The organism is Pandoraea iniqua (assembly GCF_902459685.1).
GTDB classification, from domain to species: domain Bacteria; phylum Pseudomonadota; class Gammaproteobacteria; order Burkholderiales; family Burkholderiaceae; genus Pandoraea; species Pandoraea iniqua.
This window is the reverse complement of sequence record NZ_CABPSF010000002.1, coordinates 475,238-492,182: the sequence shown is the minus strand read 5'-3', so window position 1 is coordinate 492,182 and position 16,945 is coordinate 475,238. Positions and strand designations below refer to the sequence as shown.

The window sequence follows — 16,945 nt, the reverse complement described above, 5'->3', positions numbered from 1 at the left end:
GATCAATCGCGCAGCTTGGCCCGTTCGATCGACATGTGCGTCGGCATCATGTTGGTGTTCGCGTTATGCATCACCCACAGCGAGCCCGCCACGATGATGGCAATCAGTCCGGCCGTGCACAGGAAGATGGCCGAGTTCTGCCGCTGATCGCGCTTTGCACCGATGTGCAGGAAGTACACCAGTTGCACGATCAACTGCGCAACACAGAGCACCACGATGGTGGCGAGCCCCATACCGCGCGGCACCACACCGAGCATGACCGCGCCAAACGACGCGAAGGTCAGCACCAGCGACAGGAAGAAGCCGATCACGTAGTCGCGAAGGCCGCCGTGCGCGGCGCTCGCCGCGTGGGTTTGTGACGTTGGTGAATGAGCGCTCGTCATACGAACTCCCGCAGATAGACGAAGGTGAACACGCAGATCCAGACCAGATCCAGAAAGTGCCAGAACAAGCTCAGGCATTGCAGGCGGCGGCGCACCACGTCGTCGAAACCGAAGCGGCGAATCTGGTCGATCATCACCAGGAGCCACAGCAAGCCGCACGTCACGTGCAGCCCGTGCGTGCCCACGAGCGTGAAGAAGGCCGACAGGAACGCGCTGCGCCCCGGCCCGGCACCTTCGTGAATCAGCGCCGAGAATTCATACACTTCCATCGCGACGAAGGCCGCGCCCAGCGCGAAGGTCAGCCACAGCCAGCGCTTCACGTTGGCTTCGTTACCCGGGCGAATCGACAGCGACGCCAGCCCGAACGTGAAGCTCGAGAGCAGCAGCAACATCGTTTCGCCGAGCACGAACGGCAGCTCGAACAACTCGCGCCCGACCGGGCCGCCTGCCGTGTTCTGCGCGAGCACACCGAAGGTGGCAAACAACACGCAGAAGATGAGGCAGTCGCTCATCAGGTAGATCCAGAAGCCGAGCGTGGTGTTCGCGCCCGCATCGTGGTGCCCGTGCGCGGTGTCATGGAGGTGGGCACCGGCGTGCGCGCCGTGCCCGTGGGTGGGGTTGAGGGTTGCGCCGGACATCAGGCTGCCTTTGGAATGGATTGAGACTGGGGCTGCGCGGCGCGCAGATCGGCATAGCGGGCCCGCTCGATGCGCGCGACTTCCGCCGCCGGGACGTAGTAATCGACGTCGCGGTCGTAGGTGCGCCACAGGAACGTGGCGATGGTCGCCACCAGACTGGCGCCGGCCAGCCACCAGATGTGCCAGATCAGGGCAAAGCACATCACCGCGCTGAACACCGAGACCACGAAGCCCGCGCCGGTATTACGCGGCATATGGATGTCTTCGTAGTGCTTCGGCTCACGCCACGCGAGGCCGCGCACCTTGTCGTCCCAATGCTGTTCGAGCGAATCGATGTTCGGCACGTGCGCAAAGTTGTAGAACGGTGCCGGCGACGACGTCGCCCACTCCAGACTGCGCGCGTCCCACGGGTCGCCCGTCAGATCGCGATTGTCCTTGCGGTCGCGCACGCTCACCACCAACTGCACGATGAACGCCAGAATGCCCAGACCGATCACGGCGGCACCCACGGCGGCCACGATCAGATACGGCTGCCAATCGGCCTGCACGTAGTGGTTCATGCGGCGCGTCATACCCTTGAAGCCGAGCACATACAGCGGCATGAAGGCCAGATAGAAGCCCACCAGCCAGCAGAAGAACGAAATCTTGCCCCAGCGTTCGTTGAGCGTGAAACCGAACACCTTCGGGAACCAGAACGTAATCCCGGCCAGACACCCGAACACCACACCGCCGATGATCACGTTGTGGAAGTGCGCCACGAGGAACAGCGAGTTGTGCAGCACGAAGTCCGCGCCCGGCACGGCCAGCAGCACGCCGGTCATGCCGCCGATCGCAAACGTCACCATGAAGCCGATGGTCCACAGCGTGGACGAGTGGTAACGAATGCGGCCCTGATACATTGTGAAGAGCCAGTTGAACAGCTTCACGCCGGTCGGAATCGAGATGATCGTCGTCATGATGCCGAAGAAGGCATTCACGTTCGCGCCCGAGCCCATCGTGAAGAAGTGGTGCAGCCACACGAAGAACGACAGAATGCCGATCGACGACGTCGCGTAGACCATCGACTTGTAGCCGAACAGCGGCTTGCGCGAGAACGTGGCGATGATCTCCGAGAACGCCCCGAACGCCGGCAGAATCAGGATGTACACCTCCGGGTGCCCCCAGATCCAGATCAGGTTCACGTACATCATGGCGTTGCCGCCGAGCTCGTTCGTGAAGAAGTGCATGCCAAGATAGCGGTCGGCGGTAAGCAGCGCGAGCGTGGCGGTCAGCACCGGGAACACGGCAACGATCAGGATGTTGGTGATGAGCGCGGTCCACGTGAACACGGGCATCTTCATCAGGTTCATGCCCGGCGCACGCATGCGCAGAATCGTCACGATGAAGTTGATGCCGGTGAGCGTGGTGCCAAGCCCCGATATCTGTAGCGACCAGATGTAGTAATCCACCCCGACCGTTGGGCTATACCCCAGCTCGGACAATGGCGGATACGCCACCCAGCCTGTGGCCGCAAAATCGCCCACGAACATCGACATCATGACCAGCACGGCGCCCATGGCGGCGAGCCAGAACGAGAGCGAGTTCACGAACGGGAACGCCACGTCGCGCGCGCCGATTTGCAACGGCACGATCACGTTCATCAGGCCCAGCACCAGCGGCGTGGCCACGAAGAAGATCATGATCACGCCGTGCGCGGTAAAGATCTGGTCGTAGTGATGCGGCGGCAGATAGCCGGCTTCGCCACCGGCTGCAACGGCCTGCTGGGCGCGCATCATGATCGCGTCGGCAAAGCCGCGCAGCAGCATGATGAGCGCCAGCACGATATACATCACGCCGATGCGTTTGTGATCGACGGAGGTAATCCACTCCGTCCAGAGGTACTGCCACTTGCGGTAATACGTAATGGCGCCGAGCAGCGCCGCGCCGCCCAGCAACACCACCACCAGCGTGCCCATGATGATGGGCTCGTGCAGCGGGATGGCGTCGAGATCGAGTTTTCCGAACATGACTTACTCCGTGAGCGAATTCGGCGCAGTGGCCGGCGACCTGACGCCTGCCAGCTGCTGCGTTTCTACGCGGCAATTGGCGGCGGCGATGATGTCGTCGAGTGCGCTGCGCGTGCCGTTAGCGGCCACGCTGCCGTCCATCGGCCCCATGTATTTGCCGACGATGGCGTCGAACAATCCCGGCATCACGTTCGCGTAAATCGGCACCGGCACGCCCGTGCCCGGTTGTTCGAGCTTCACGTAAGTCGGTGCGTCGAGCGTGTCGGGCGAGCCCTGCGCTTCGTGCACCCATTTCTCGAAGTCCGCACGCGAGGTCACGTGCGCCTTGAAATGCATGTCGGAGAAGCCGGCGCCGCTGTACGCCGACGACATGCCGGCATAGGTGCCGGTTTCGCTGGCGATCAGGTGCAACTTGGTCTGCATGCCCGACATCGCGTAGACCATGCTGCCGAGTTGCGGGATGAAGAAGGCGTTCATCAACGACTCGGCGGTCAGCTTGAATTCGACCGGCGTGTCAACCGGCAGCACCAGCCGGTTGACGGTGGCGACGTGGTAGTCGGGATAAATGAAGAGCCACTTCCAGTTGAGCGCGACGACTTCTACGCGCACGGGCGGCTTGTCGGACGCCACCGGCTCGATCGGCCGGTACGGGTCGAGCTTGTGTGTGGTCTCCCAGATCATCACGGCGAGTGCGACGACGATGATGACGGGGATCGTCCAGACGACGACTTCGATCTTGGTGGAGTGCGACCACTTGGGCGAATAGGTCGCGGCCGTGTTCGATTCGCGGTAACGCCAGAAGAACACCAGCGTGAGCACGATCACGGGCACTACGACGAGCAGCATGACGCCGAGCGCGATCAGGATCAGATGCTTCTCCTGTTCGCCGACGCTGCCCTTCGGGTCGAGCAATTCGAGCGTGCAACCGCTCATGGGCACCGTCGCGAGCAGCACGCCGGCCCGGGCACACCACCGGGCGAACCCCGTTTGCCAGCGCGTGCCGCTTATTCTGTCCGCCCGCTCCTGCGAGAGGGGCCAGACGTTATGCATGGGCATTTCGAACCTCTATGTATGGATACACAATTTGCGTTTCGAATGCTACTCACACGCATAATCCATACATCGCGACATAATGACGCAGGGAGGAACCTGTTGGCCCGGCACATGGCGCGCCGGTGCCCGATTGACTTGCCTACATAGCGTCAGCGCTGCCCGGCGGCCCGGGGCGCGGCACAGCAGTTTTGGGTATCGATCTTGCGCCCCCGGCACGACGGCAATGCGGGAGACGACTTGCACATCAGCGCGTTGGCCGGCCATGTGTAGGTGAAATGCCGGTCGAGCATGCATAGCTCGGCGGCGGCCACCTCGTCCGCTTTCATCAGGTCGACGCCCGGCTGCGTGACGCTCGCGAAGCCGCAGGCACGCATGGCCTGCTTCACGCCGTCGGCATCGGTATTCGCACGCTGCCAGAACGTGTAGGGCGGTGGCAGCGCGGCGCGCGTGCTGTGCACGGCGGGATCGAAGTCCGGATCGGTGCCGAAGGTTTTGCCGCGCGGCACGTTGGCGCAGGCGGGTAATTCCGGTGAATCGGTGCACAGGATGCGGCGGCCCTGATAGCGGAACCCGATTTCAAGCATGCACAGCTGCGCCTGCGCGGCGTCGTTGGTGGACATCTCGCGCGGGGTGATATTGGCAGGGTCCGGGAATCCGCAATCGACCATGGCCCGTCGCACGCCCAACTCGCTGACGCCCGGCTGCGTCCACAGCGTGTATGCCGCAGGGGGTGGCTGAAACGGCCGCGTAGTGCACGCGGCAGCGCCAAGACAAAGCAGGACGGCGCTAAGCGCTGCGCGGACTAAGGAGACGGTTGGGAACATTGGCATAACGATTTAAAAAGCGCCATTGAGTCGCGCCGATTATAGCGACGCCCCCGCCCCATTCTTCTGCGATTCCCATTGCGGTGGCGCTTGCAACGGGACACTGTGATTAATACGAGCCGGCAATTCCGGCGCCTCTCGAATCCACGCAAATCCCCGCCAGATAAGGCATTCCGCCCATCGCGCACACCCCCGACTTCTCGGCTTTTCACCGACTTGTATTAATCACAGTTTCGGCGCGGCAGGCCGATGACGATACTTCATTCAACGGCCAACGCAACACAACAGCCGCGAAACACCGAAGCCAAATCGAACCCTGAACCGCAACTTGAATCGCTGAAAAAAGGAGCCACACCATGATCCCGTTCGCCTACCTCTTCGACACCTACGCCGAACCCGCCGCCAACTATGTGATCACCGTCGGCCACTTCTTCGGCTACTGAGCCGAATCAACCGAACCCACCGCCTCACCCGCCTCACCTTTATTCATCGCTACACCACTGACTCAGGAGAAACACCATGGCAGCTATCGCTTACTACATCGGCCGCGACGTCGTCCCCTTCATCGCCAGCCTGCCGATTTTCAACTGAAGCAAGCGTCACCCGCCCCTTCACAACGACCTAAGGAGAAACACATCATGCCCATCCTCTTTCACATGCTCGGCGTCATGGAACAAGTCTGGAGCGGCGGTCTCGCCCAAGTCTTCTGACCGGCGGCAGCCTCGCCCCTCGCCCGACCGGAACTAAAAGGGACCACTTCACGCGGTCCCTTTTCTTTTGGTGGACGGCATAGGAATTTCGTCATCCGGCATTTCCTAGTACGATTTCGGCATTACACGAAAAACTAGGGCCAGCGGGATGACTTCTCCCACCAAAGTGTTCTGCATCGAAGACGATCACGATTCGGCAGACCTGATTCGCGAAGACCTGACCGATCGCGGTTATGTCGTCAAAGTGGCGCACGACTTCACGGCGGCACTCGCCACACTGGCGTCATTCATGCCCGACATCATCGTGTGCGACGTGAACGTGCCGGGTATGACCGGCTTCGAGTTTCTGGAAAGCGCCCGCAGCATCATTCAAGGCGAGCGCAAGATTCCGTTCATCTTTCTGACCGGCAACGCCGACAAAGCCTCGATCATGCGCGGGCACAGCACCGGCGCCGATGAATACATGCTCAAGCCGGTCGATTTCGACGTGCTCGATACGGTGATCCGGAAATACACGCACCATGACGAGCCGGACGACGGCGCTTCGCTGCCCTTCGGCATCACCAAGCGGGAAGTCGAGATTCTGCAATGGTCGGCGCGCGGCAAGACCTCTGCCGAAATCGCGATCATTCTCGATCTGAGCAAACGCACGGTCGACTTCCACATCGACAACGCCCGCGAAAAGCTCAACGTCGCCACCCGCACCGAAGCCGTCGTGCGCGCCGCGCTGCTCAATATCATTCAGTTGTGATGGCAGACAACGACGGTCGCCCTGCCCGCCTACGCCCAGTCCGAACGGATACACCGCATGCCTAAAGCGTCTAAACAGCCGAACACGAAGCTCCCCGTTCGGGGGCGAATGTATCTTCTGCTCGTCATCTGCCTTGTCGTCATGGTCGCCGTGGGCGTCGTGGTGCACCGCGAAGTCGACACCGCGCAACGCACCGCACTCGCCGCCGAGCGTGCGCAGATCGACAATCTGAGCGTGCTCGAAGAACTCAACGACTACATCTCCGACTTCCGCACCGTCGAATCCGAGGCGCTCGCGCCAATGTCGCCCAAGGCGCTCGCGGCCATTCGCAGCGCCGCCGACGAGTTCGACGACAAGATCAAGAACGCCTCCGATCGCTACCAGAAGCTGCTGGTGCACGACGAGTACCGTCTGGCATTTTCGAAATTCCAGACGCAATGGGCACAGTACCGCCGCATCTCGAATCAGGTCTTTCAACTCGCACAGAACGGCAAATTGGCCGACGCCGTCAAGCTCTACCGGGGCGAATCGAACAACAAGTACACGCTGGCCAACAGCACCTTCGGCGCACTGGTGTTCCGCAGCACCGAAGGGCTGATCAAGAACGTCGAGACGAAGGGCAACGCCGCACATACCCGGCTGCTGCAAATCGACGCGCTGATCGCCGCGATGATTCTGGTTACGCTGGGCTGCCTCGTGTATGTGGATGCGGCGATCCTGCGGCCGTTCACGCGCCTGATCGCGCTCGCCGGCAACGCCATCTCGGGCAAGAACAAGGCACGCCTGCCATGGCTCACGCGAGGCGACGAGATCGGCACGCTCTCGCGCACGATTGCCAAGTTTCAGGAAAGCACGTCGTCACTGGTGCGCAATCAGAAGCTCACGACGGCCAAGAACACCATTCTCCAGCGGGCGCTGGCCAATGAAGAGCGCCTCAACAACTTCCAGAAGACCTTCCGCTCGATGGCGTCGCACGAGTTCCGCACGCTGCTCAATGTGATCGACGGCCATGCACAGCGATTGCTGAGCCCGCGTAACGAAGAAACCGATTCGCGCCCACGCTACACGAAGATTCGCGAAGCCGTGGCGAAGCTCAACAATGTGATTCAGAACTGGTTGGAAGCCGCGCAAAGCGCCTCGCTCGACGATCCGAAGTTCGGCAAGCGCAGCGAGTTGTCGCTGGTGGCGTTGCTGGAAGACGTGCGCGACGTGGGCTCGGACATGTTCCCCAACGCGACGATTACGGTGACCCCGACGCCGGACCTCGACAGTCAGATGATCGGCGACAGCAACGTGCTGTTCCACGCGTTCATCAATATCGTGAGCAACGCGACGAAGTACACAATGCTGCCGCCCGCCATCGATATCGGTGTGGCCGATGCGGGCGATGCCCTGCGCGTGGTGCTGCGCGACAACGGCACCGGCATCCCCGAGGAAGAACTCAAAGAGATCTTTCAGATGTCGTTCCGCTCGCGCAGCAATGCCGTGCTCGAAGACGGCTCGGGGGTCGGGCTGGCCGTCGTGCACGCGGCCATCGAATTCCATCAGGGCACGATCGAGGTGACCAGTCAGGTCGGCGTGGGCACCACGTTCACCATCACGCTGCCGAAGGCGCCGGTGCTTCAGGAAGCCGAGGCCAGCGCCTGAAGCAGAGTCTTCACACCGCCGGCTGCCGTCAGCCGTCAGCCGTCAGCCACCAGCCATCAGCCGGCCGCCGGCAGCACATCGCTGGCGCTGCCGCCACCACCCAGCGTCTTGTACAGCGCCATGCGGTTGTTGAGCCGATTCAGGCGCACCAGCGCGTCGGCGCTTTGTGCGTCACGCACGCGCTGCTGCTGATCCAGCCACAACTGCACGCCCGTGGCCCCTGCGAGAAAACGCGAGCGCGCCAGCGTCTCGGCGCGCTGCGCCTGCGCGAGCGACAGCGTACGCTGCTCGCCCTCGCGGGTCAGTTGCTCACGCGCCGACAATGCGTTCTCGACTTCGCCCAACGCCGTGTAGAGCGTCTTGCGGAACAGGACCACGGCCTCGTCGAACTGCGTTTGCGACACCTTGATCTGCAACTGCATGGTGTTCCACTGGATGAACGGCAGTGCCAGCCCCAGCCCCAGCGAGCCCACCGGATTCATCAGCGCGCTCGACAGATTCGTGCTCGTGGTACCGGCCTGCCCCGTCAGCGTGAACGTCGGATAGAAGCTAGTGCGGGTGACATCGGCATTCGCCAGAAACCCGCGCAGGCGCCATTCCGCTGCACGCACATCCGGGCGGCGGCTCAGCAACTCGGCGGGCAAGCCCGCAGGCACCACCGGCAACGCGGCGGCCGGCAGGGCCGACGGTTCGGGTGCCGACTGCTCGGGCGGCCGGTCGAACAGGATGGCGAGCGCGTTACGGTTTTCGGTGCGCTGCTGAACGAGTTGCGTGATCGCGGCACGTTGCTGCGACAGGTTCTGTTCGGTCTGCGCCACATCCAGCCCTGAGACGGCCCCTGCCGCGTACCTCGAGCGCACCAGCGCCAGTGTGCGTTCTGCATAGGCAATGTTGGCTTCGGCGTAGGCAATCTGTTCATTCAGATAGCCGATCTGCCAATAGAAGCCCGCCGTCGAACTGATCAGCGACAGCCGGGTGGCCTCACGGTCGGCGTCGGTCGCATCGGCTTCCCAGCGGGCGGCGTCGCGCTGTGCGGCCAGCTTGCCCCACAGATCCAGCTCGTAGCTCACCTGCACCTGCAACTGACTGCCGCGCGACATCCGATGCGTGTCGAGCGTGCGGCTGACCTGCCCATTGCCCTGCACGGTCACGCCGGGCGTGAGATTGGTATCGGCAAGCCCTGCCTGCAATTGCGCGCGGTAGACACGGATGCCCGCGGCCGCCAGATCGTTGTTGGCGGCCAGCACGTCGGCGATCAGACGGTCGAGCACCGGGTCGCCAAAGGCACGCCAGAAGTCCGGTGCCATGAGCGGCGCCGGGGCGGTTGCCGTGCCGGCCGCCGCTGCGGTTGACACCGGCGCCGCAGTGCCGCTCCATTGCGCAGGCACCGGCACCGCCGGCAGCGGGTCGTGACGCACACCGGCACAGCCGGAGAGCAACACCGCCGCGCTGGCCGCGAGGGCAAGCAGCGTGCGGGAAACCGTGGGAAACGTCGGCATCAAAAAAGTCGGCGTCGCAGAATTCGTGGAATTACGGATCATCAGTCGCTACCTCAATCGCGCGCGAGCGCTTCAACCGGATCGAGCCGGGCGGCATTACGCGCCGGCATGAAACCGAAGACCACACCGATGAGCGTCGAACACAGGAATGCCGTGACGATCGAGCCCATCGAAAACACCATCTTCCATTTGGCGACGAACAACGAGAACACGAAGCTCGCCCCGAACGACAGCGCAATACCGATCGCACCGCCCATCAGACAGACCATCACCGCCTCGACCAGAAACTGCTGCATGATGTCGCTCTGACGCGCGCCGACAGCCATTCGGATACCGATCTCCCGCGTACGCTCGGTGACGGATACGATCATGATGTTCATCACGCCGATACCGCCCACCACCAGCGAAATCACGGCAATCAGCGAGAGCAGCAACGTGAGCGACTGGCTGGTCTTCTCGACCGTCTTCACGATGCTGTCCATGTTGTAGGTGAAGAAGTCCTTGCGCCCGTGGCGCTGCGTCATCAGCGTCTCAAGACTCTTTTCGGCAATCTTGCTCGGCTGACCGTCGCGCACCCGCACGGTGATGCTGTCGACGTTGCGTTGGCCGAAGAGCCGCCCGCTGGCCGTGGTGTACGGCACCCAGATGTTCAGGCTCTTCATGTCGCCAAAGGCGCTCTTCTTCTCTTCCGTCACGCCGATCACCACACACGGCAGGTTGTCGACGAAGATCACTTCGCCCAGCGGATTCGGGTTCGTCGGGAAGAGCTTGCGGCGCGTGTTCTGATCGATCACGGCGACCTGAGCCTGACGGCGCACCTCATCGGGACCGAAGGCGATACCCTGCGCGATCTTCATGCCGCGCACTTGGAAGAAACTCTCCCCGACGCCGGTCACCGTCGCGTTGGCATCGACGTTGCGGTAGCGCAGCAGCAGATTGCGCGCGGTCTCGGGCGTCACGCTGTCGACATAGTTCTGCTCGGTCAGCGCGTACACGTCCTCGGGTACCAGCGTCTGAATCGTGCCGGCGCGGCTGTCACCCCAGTCTTTGCCGGGATAAATGTTGATGGTGTTCGTCCCGATGCTGCCGATCTCGGCGAGCATGTAGCGCTTGGCGCCTTCGCCAATGGCGACGATCGACACCACCGACGTGATACCGATGATGATGCCGAGCATCGTCAGGAACGTGCGCAGACGGTGTGAGACCAGTGCAATCCACGCCATGCGGAACGCCTCGGCAAAGCGGCCGACGCCGCCGGTCCAGCGACGCTCGGGCATCGGCGATGTGTTGGCGAGGGCGTCGCCGGTGGCGGCCGCCGTGGCTGCGTTTGCGCCGACGTCCGACTTCGCGGCGTTGGCGACTTCGTCACCGTCTTCGTCCGACACCCCGGGCGTTGCCGCATCGTCGTCGATCACCGGCGTGTTCTGCCGGTCGGCAACCACTTCACCATCGCGAATTTCGATGATGCGGCGCGCATGCGCGGCCACGTGCTCGTCGTGCGTAACGATGATGACCGTATGCCCGAGCGCGTTGAGTTCGCGCAGGATACGAATGACTTCTTTGCCACTACGGGTATCGAGCGCCCCGGTAGGCTCGTCGGCCAGAATCACGTCGCCGCCGTTCATCAGCGCACGGGCAATACTCACGCGCTGCTGCTGACCGCCCGACAACTGGCTGGGCCGATGGTGCGTGCGATCCGCCAGCCCCAAGCGGGAAAGCAGTTGCTCGGCCCGGGCGCGGCGAGCCGCGTGCGGTGCGCCGGTGTAGACCGCCGGCATCTCCACATTCCCCGCGGCCTCCAGATGGGGCAACAGGTGATAGCGCTGGAAGATGAAGCCGAAGTGTTCGCGGCGCAGTTGCGCGAGCGCGTCGGCGTCGAGATCACGGGTCTCACGCCCGGCCACGCGATAGCTGCCTTCGCTCGGGTGGTCGAGACAGCCGAGAATGTTCATCAGCGTCGACTTGCCGGAGCCCGACGCGCCCATGATCGCAACGATCTCCCCCGCCTCGATGGTGAGGTTCACGTTGCGCAGCACGACGACGTCGCGATCGCCCGCCGGAAACCGCCGCGTGATGCCGGTCAGTTCGAGCATGGGATGTACCATCGCGTCTGACGGGGCCGGGTGTGTTGCGGAGGGGGGCGTCATGGTTTCAGCCATTGCCATTACCCCACGCTGACCGAATCACCGAACGCATCGTTGCGCGCGTCCTTGACGTCGCCGGCCTCGCCGATCACGACCTGATCGCCGGCAGCGAGACCTTCCTTCACTTCGACCTTCACGTTGTTGTTCAACCCCGTGCGGACCTGACGCGTGACGACCTTGCCGTCCGCCCCCACCACCCGCACGTCGTAGCGCCCGTCGGCCTGCTTCTTGCCCAGCGCGGCCACGGGAATGCTCAGGGCCTGCTTGGCGGTGCTCAGCAACACATTGACCTGTGCGGTCATCGAGATGCGCAGCTTGTGATCGGGGTTCGGCACTTCGAACAACGCGTTGTAGAACACCGCCGTATTGCTGCGCGACCCGCCCAGCCCGCCGAGCGAGCCCTGCGTGTCGAGGAAGTTCTGCGGTGCCGGTTCGATCGCACGCAGCTTGCCGTAGTAACGCTTGTCGGGCTCGCCGAGAATCGTGAAGTACGTCGTCTGCCCCGGCGCGATACGGATCACGTCGGCTTCCGACACCTGCGCTTTGATGGTCATCGTGTCCAGATCGGCCAGCTTCAGAATCACCGGTGCCTGCTGCTGCGCGATCACGGTCTGGCCTTCCTGCGTGACGATGGCCACGACCTGACCATCCATCGGCGCGACGATACGCGTGTAGCCGAGGTTGGCGCGGGCCGACTCGATCTGAATCGCCGCCGAACGGATCTTCGCTTCCAGCGCCGCCAGATTCGCCCGCTGTGCATCGAGATCGGCTTGTGCCGCTTCGAAATCCTGACGCGAGGTCGCGTCGTCCGGCAGCATCTGCCGCTGACGGCGGAACGCCAGATCGGCCTTCGCCAGCAGCGCCTGCGTGGCGCGGCGCTGCGCTTGCAGGTCTTGCTCATTGGCTTCGGCCTGACGCAGCGTGTTCTGCGAGAGCACCGGATCGATCTCGGCGAGCCACTGGCCCTTGGTCACCTTGTCGCCCAGCTTGACCTTGAGCGACTTCAACTGCCCCGACACCTGCGCGCCGACATCCACCTGCGTGAACGCGACCAGCGTGCCCGTGGCAAGCACAGCATTCTCGAGGTCGCTGCGCTCGACCTTGGCGGTCAGATACTGCGGCGGCTTCGGCGAGACGACACTGCGAATCCCGAGAATCAGGAGAACGGCGAGCACGACAAGACTGGCGACGAGATAACGCCGGCGTCGAATGAACTGGATCATGGAGCGATGTGAACGATCAAAGAAGGCGCGTCTAAGAAAGCGGGTTGCCCGGGCCGGCGCTGCGCAGAGGTCATCTGAAGATCAGACGGGTGGGACGTGGCACCAGCGCCGCTTACCGGATTGCCGGCCGGCCAACCGGCCAGCCAGAGCACTGGCCAGATCCCCGTACCTCCCCGGCAGCACCGTTCGGAGCACGAAAAGTAGAGAGTTTAAGGGCTTTGCTGCCTTTGAAAAAAGATCAACGCACCCAAAACCTCAGAAACTCTCCTCGTTGGAAGCAGTGTCTCACTGGCCCGTGACGCTGAAAACTTGTACAAATCACAGTTGGCCGGGCCGCGCGGGTCAGGCATCGTGCCGGGCAAGCCATCGCCACCGGACGCAGTGGTATATTCCCCCCGCACTTCAGGGAACCTTATGAAAACCGAGATCTTCTACGCTCTCTACCTGATCGCCATCGTGACCGAAGCGATGTCAGGCGCGATCATGGGGATGCAACGCGGCATGGACCGCTTTGGGCTCGCCTTCGTCGGCATGGTCACCGCGCTCGGTGGCGGCACGATTCGCGACGTCTTGTTCGGCCGCCATCCGCTCGTGTGGATTGCGCACCCGGAGTACCTCTTGCTCACGCTCGGGGCAGCTACGTTAGCTTCCATCGTCGCGCGCCACATTCACCGGCTGCGCATGACGTTCATCACCGTGGATGCCATCGGGCTCGCCGCCTTCACGATTCTCGGCTGCGACATCGGTATGACCGTGAGTACCAGCCCGGTCATCGTCGTGCTCGCGGGGGTGCTGACCGGCATCGGCGGCGGGATGCTGCGCGATCTGCTGTGCGGACAGGTGCCGCTGGTGCTGCGCCGCGAAATGTATGCGAGCGTGGCGTGCATCGCCGGCGCGCTCTACGTCGCCATGCTGCACTTCGGCGTCGAGAACGGCATCGCTACGGCCATCGGCTGCGTCGCCGGCTTCGTCATCCGCATGCTGGCCGTGTGGTTCGGCTGGCGCTTCCGCACGTTTGAGAACGACGCACCGGCGGAACCGCTGCACTGATCGCCGCACGCATCGCATCAAAGGAAAAGCGACGCCCAGCAAAGGCGTCGCTTTTTTATTGCGTCATCACTTCATCATGTCAACGCGCCTTAGGCGGGTCGATGGGCGGTGAGACCGCCGGCTCGATAGGTCCGCCGAAGCCATACTTCGCGCGCGGGCGCAGCATAAACGCCTGCGTGCGTTGCTCCATCACATGCGCCACCCAGCCGGCCGAGCGGCCGACCACCCAGATCGCGGTCGCGGTACCGTCCGGCAAGCCGAGGGCGCGCGCCAGCACCACGATCCCCATGGCCAGACCGGGGTGCGCACTCAACTCCTCGCGCATGCGGGCCAGAAAATCGAGCGTCAGGCGAGTCTGCGCGGCACGCCGCACGTCAGTCCCGGCCGCCTCGTCGCGCTGCGCCGCCAGTTCGGCGAGTTGCAGCATCAGGTCGGCGCGCGCGTCGCCGCCCGGATAGAGCGGATGGTTGAAGGCAAACAGGCTCGCACCGTACTCACGCACACGATCCTTACGCGAATCGAGCGCATCGAAGGGCTCGCATAGCAGCAGCGTCTCGATCTTCTCCGTGCTGGTGCCCGTTGAAAAACCGATGTGCGAGCCGATGGCCGCCGCCACGCAACTGAACAGGTCGGCGTTGGTCGATGCCGCCACCCGTGCCGCAAACGTCGCCGGGGCCAACTCGTTATCGGCGGTCAGCACCAGCGCAGCGTTCACCGCGCGCAGGGTCTCCGGTGTCACCTCGCCGCCCGCCGCGCGCAGGATCTGCGCCGCCACGGTCTCGTCGGCGGTGCGTGCCACGTATGCGCGCTTCGGTCCGAGAAACCCCACGCATCCCGCCATGCAATGCAGCATCAGACGCGCCGCCTGCACCGCGCTGCCATCGGCAATTTCGCGCGGCCCGCGCCCCTGCATCGCCAGCGCAAACGGCACCATGCCGAGCAGATTGCCAATGTCTGCGCTGACCACGTCGCCGTTGTAGGTCGAGAGAAAACGCAACACGTCGGGCGGCGTCTCCTGCGGCGACCAGACCGCAATGCTGTCCTGCCAGATGCCGGTCATCAGCAAATGCACCACCGACTCGAACGAGGCCCCTGCACTCGCCAGATCCGTCGCCAGCCGGTTGCGGTAACGCGGCCCGTGCGGCGTGATCTGCGTAATCGCCGAGTGCAGCACCGGATCGCCGAAGCGCATGGTCGATTCGGCCACCGAGCCGGTCGGCGCGCGCCCACGCTTGCGGGTGCCCAGACGCTCCACGTCGCGGCGCAAGTAGAGGCTCTTGCGGCCATCCTCGTGCGGACGCGCCCGGATCAACCCACGGCTCACATAGGCGTACAACGTGGCCGGTTTGATCTCCAGCAGCGCGAGCACTTCCTCGCGCGTCATCAAGTCGTTTTGTTGCGTCATGGTATTCCCCGGGGAAACCCGCATCCGTCGCAACCCCTTACCGGATAAGGATTCCCGTCATGCATTCGTCAAAGATCCGTCACATGATGCCACAGTGATATTGACTTTAATAATCAATATTGATAAACACAAAATCGGCCAGTAAAGTCAACTCCGAACACACAACAAAGGCACTGCGGGACCGGGTTCGTCCGGCGCTCAGCAGGCCGACCATCGGAGACAAGGCATGGCCCAGAACACCCCATCGGGGTACGCCGAACGCATCGACGTTCGCGATACCCTGCAAGCCGCCCCGCTAGGGGCCTATCACTTCAAGCTGGCGATTCTGCTGGCGCTCATCCTGCTGTTCGACGGCTACGACCTCTACAACGCCGCCTATATCGTTCATGACGTGGCCTCGCTCTGGCACATGTCGCCGAGCCAGATCGGCGTGCTGTTGTCGTGCGGACTGGCCGGTTTTGCGGCGGGCTCTGCCGTCTCGGGCCTGTTCAGCGACCGCATCGGACGCCGCCGCGTGCTGCTCACCGGCATCTGGCTCGCGGGGCTGTTCAGTCTGGCGATTGCGCTCTTCGCGCACGACCTGACCACCTTCATCGCGCTGCGCTTCGTGATGGGCATCTCGCTCGGCCTGCTCATGCCGGTGGCCGTGACCTACATCAACGAGATCGCCCCGAAGCGCAGTGCCAACGTCTTCACCATCGTGTTCTTCACCTGCGGCTGGATCGGCGGCGCCACCGCGTCGGGCTTCATCGCGGCGTGGCTGATTCCGCAATACGGCTGGCAGAGCATGTATTTCGTCGGCGCGCTGTCGGTGGTGCTGGCGCTGGTGTTGCAGTTCGTCTTGCCGGAATCGGTGTCGTTTCTCGCCAGTCGCGGCCATCAGGACGCCGTGCGGGCGCAACTCACCCGCCTGTGGCCTGCCCGCGCAGCGGAGTTTGCCAATGCCGTCTTCACGTCGCCCGACGCTGGCGTGAAAGCCGGTTCCGTCGCGGCACTGTTCTCCGGTGCGTTCCGCCGTCAGACGTTTTGTTTCTGGGCGATGGGGGCGCTGTCGCTGTTCTCGTCGTACGGGCTGTCGGGCTGGCTGCCGACCATCATGTTGAAGCGCGGCGAAAACCTCTCGACGAGTTTTGCCTACGGCTCGCTGCTGGTATTCGCATCGGCCTTCGGCAGCCTGATCTGTGGCGTGGTCGCCGACCGCATCGGCAACCGCCGTCTGGCCATGTCGCTGGCGTGGCTGGCTGGGGCGGCCGCCATCGGCGTGCTCGCCGTCGCGACCGGCGGCAAGGTGACGTTTCTCGGCATCGTCGTCGCGGGCATGTTCGTGATCGGCACGCAGACGGTGCTCAACAATCTCGTTGCCGTGAGTTACCCAACGGAGATTCGCAGCACCGCTGTCGGCCTGTATCTGGGTATCGCGCGCGTCGGCGCCATGTGCGGCCCGGCCATCGCGGGCGTGCTGCAACAGGCCACCGGTGGCGCAGGCGCCATGTTCGTGGTGCTGGGCGCCGCGCTGGTGAGCGCCGCCGCGCTCGTGTTTCTCGTGGCCCGCCCCGAAAGCCTGCCGAAAGCGCCCGCCTTCGGTCACTGAATCTGCCCATGCAGTTCGGCG

General features: G+C 63.5%; 13 protein-coding genes. 4 read left to right on the top strand and 9 right to left on the bottom strand.

Annotated elements, in window-relative coordinates:
- Positions 1-2: 2 nt before the first annotated feature.
- The 5 genes from cyoD to PIN31009_RS07890 form a co-directional block, all read right to left on the bottom strand.
- Positions 3-383 (bottom strand): cytochrome o ubiquinol oxidase subunit IV, encoded by a 381-nt coding sequence (cyoD, locus tag PIN31009_RS07910; RefSeq protein ID WP_150789884.1) that lies wholly within the window; start codon positions 381-383, stop codon positions 3-5.
- The gene (gene cyoC / locus PIN31009_RS07905) at positions 380-1,021 is read right to left on the bottom strand and encodes a cytochrome o ubiquinol oxidase subunit III (RefSeq protein WP_150789883.1); all 642 of its coding nucleotides are present in this window, start codon (positions 1,019-1,021) and stop codon (positions 380-382) included. Before cyoC ends, cyoD begins: the two co-directional genes overlap by 4 nt.
- Positions 1,021-3,027: a cytochrome o ubiquinol oxidase subunit I gene (gene cyoB / locus PIN31009_RS07900; protein ID WP_150789882.1), complete on the bottom strand. Its 2,007-nt coding sequence runs from the start codon at positions 3,025-3,027 to the stop codon at positions 1,021-1,023. Before cyoB ends, cyoC begins: the two co-directional genes overlap by 1 nt.
- Positions 3,028-3,030: 3 nt before the next feature.
- On the bottom strand, positions 3,031-3,960 hold the full coding sequence (gene cyoA, locus PIN31009_RS07895; RefSeq protein ID WP_246185612.1) for a ubiquinol oxidase subunit II: 930 nt from the start codon (positions 3,958-3,960) through the stop codon (positions 3,031-3,033).
- A gap of 269 nt (positions 3,961-4,229) precedes the next feature.
- Positions 4,230-4,700: a hypothetical protein gene (locus PIN31009_RS07890; RefSeq protein WP_246185555.1), complete on the bottom strand. Its 471-nt coding sequence runs from the start codon at positions 4,698-4,700 to the stop codon at positions 4,230-4,232.
- A gap of 1,062 nt (positions 4,701-5,762) precedes the next feature.
- Here PIN31009_RS07890 and PIN31009_RS07885 point away from each other — a divergent pair.
- Positions 5,763-6,365, top strand: coding sequence for a response regulator transcription factor (locus PIN31009_RS07885; protein ID WP_087688504.1), 603 nt, complete (start codon positions 5,763-5,765; stop codon positions 6,363-6,365).
- Between the two features lie 57 nt (positions 6,366-6,422).
- Positions 6,423-8,012, top strand: coding sequence for a sensor histidine kinase (locus tag PIN31009_RS07880; protein WP_150789880.1), 1,590 nt, complete (start codon positions 6,423-6,425; stop codon positions 8,010-8,012).
- A gap of 56 nt (positions 8,013-8,068) precedes the next feature.
- Here PIN31009_RS07880 and PIN31009_RS07875 read toward each other — a convergent pair whose 3' ends face one another.
- The 3 genes from PIN31009_RS07875 to macA are packed head-to-tail and all read right to left on the bottom strand — an operon-like array spanning position 8,069 to position 12,878.
- The gene (locus PIN31009_RS07875) at positions 8,069-9,511 is read right to left on the bottom strand and encodes an efflux transporter outer membrane subunit (protein ID WP_150789879.1); all 1,443 of its coding nucleotides are present in this window, start codon (positions 9,509-9,511) and stop codon (positions 8,069-8,071) included.
- A 53-nt stretch (positions 9,512-9,564) separates the two neighbouring features.
- Positions 9,565-11,616, bottom strand: a complete 2,052-nt coding sequence (locus tag PIN31009_RS07870) for a MacB family efflux pump subunit (RefSeq protein ID WP_150789878.1) — start codon at positions 11,614-11,616, stop codon at positions 9,565-9,567.
- Positions 11,617-11,675: 59 nt separating this feature from the next.
- Positions 11,676-12,878 (bottom strand): macrolide transporter subunit MacA, encoded by a 1,203-nt coding sequence (gene macA / locus PIN31009_RS07865; protein ID WP_150789877.1) that lies wholly within the window; start codon positions 12,876-12,878, stop codon positions 11,676-11,678.
- 414 nt (positions 12,879-13,292) lie between these two features.
- Between macA and PIN31009_RS07860 the strand changes: the two genes are divergently transcribed.
- Positions 13,293-13,928 carry a trimeric intracellular cation channel family protein gene (locus PIN31009_RS07860; protein ID WP_150683731.1) on the top strand — a complete coding sequence of 212 codons (636 nt, stop codon included), beginning with the start codon at positions 13,293-13,295 and terminating at the stop codon, positions 13,926-13,928.
- A 79-nt stretch (positions 13,929-14,007) separates the two neighbouring features.
- Here PIN31009_RS07860 and PIN31009_RS07855 read toward each other — a convergent pair whose 3' ends face one another.
- Positions 14,008-15,333 carry a citrate synthase gene (locus PIN31009_RS07855; RefSeq protein ID WP_246185554.1) on the bottom strand — a complete coding sequence of 442 codons (1,326 nt, stop codon included), beginning with the start codon at positions 15,331-15,333 and terminating at the stop codon, positions 14,008-14,010.
- A gap of 226 nt (positions 15,334-15,559) precedes the next feature.
- Here PIN31009_RS07855 and PIN31009_RS07850 point away from each other — a divergent pair, with 226 nt between their 5' ends.
- On the top strand, positions 15,560-16,924 hold the full coding sequence (locus PIN31009_RS07850) for an MFS transporter (RefSeq protein ID WP_150789876.1): 1,365 nt from the start codon (positions 15,560-15,562) through the stop codon (positions 16,922-16,924).
- Positions 16,925-16,945 lie beyond the last annotated feature (21 nt).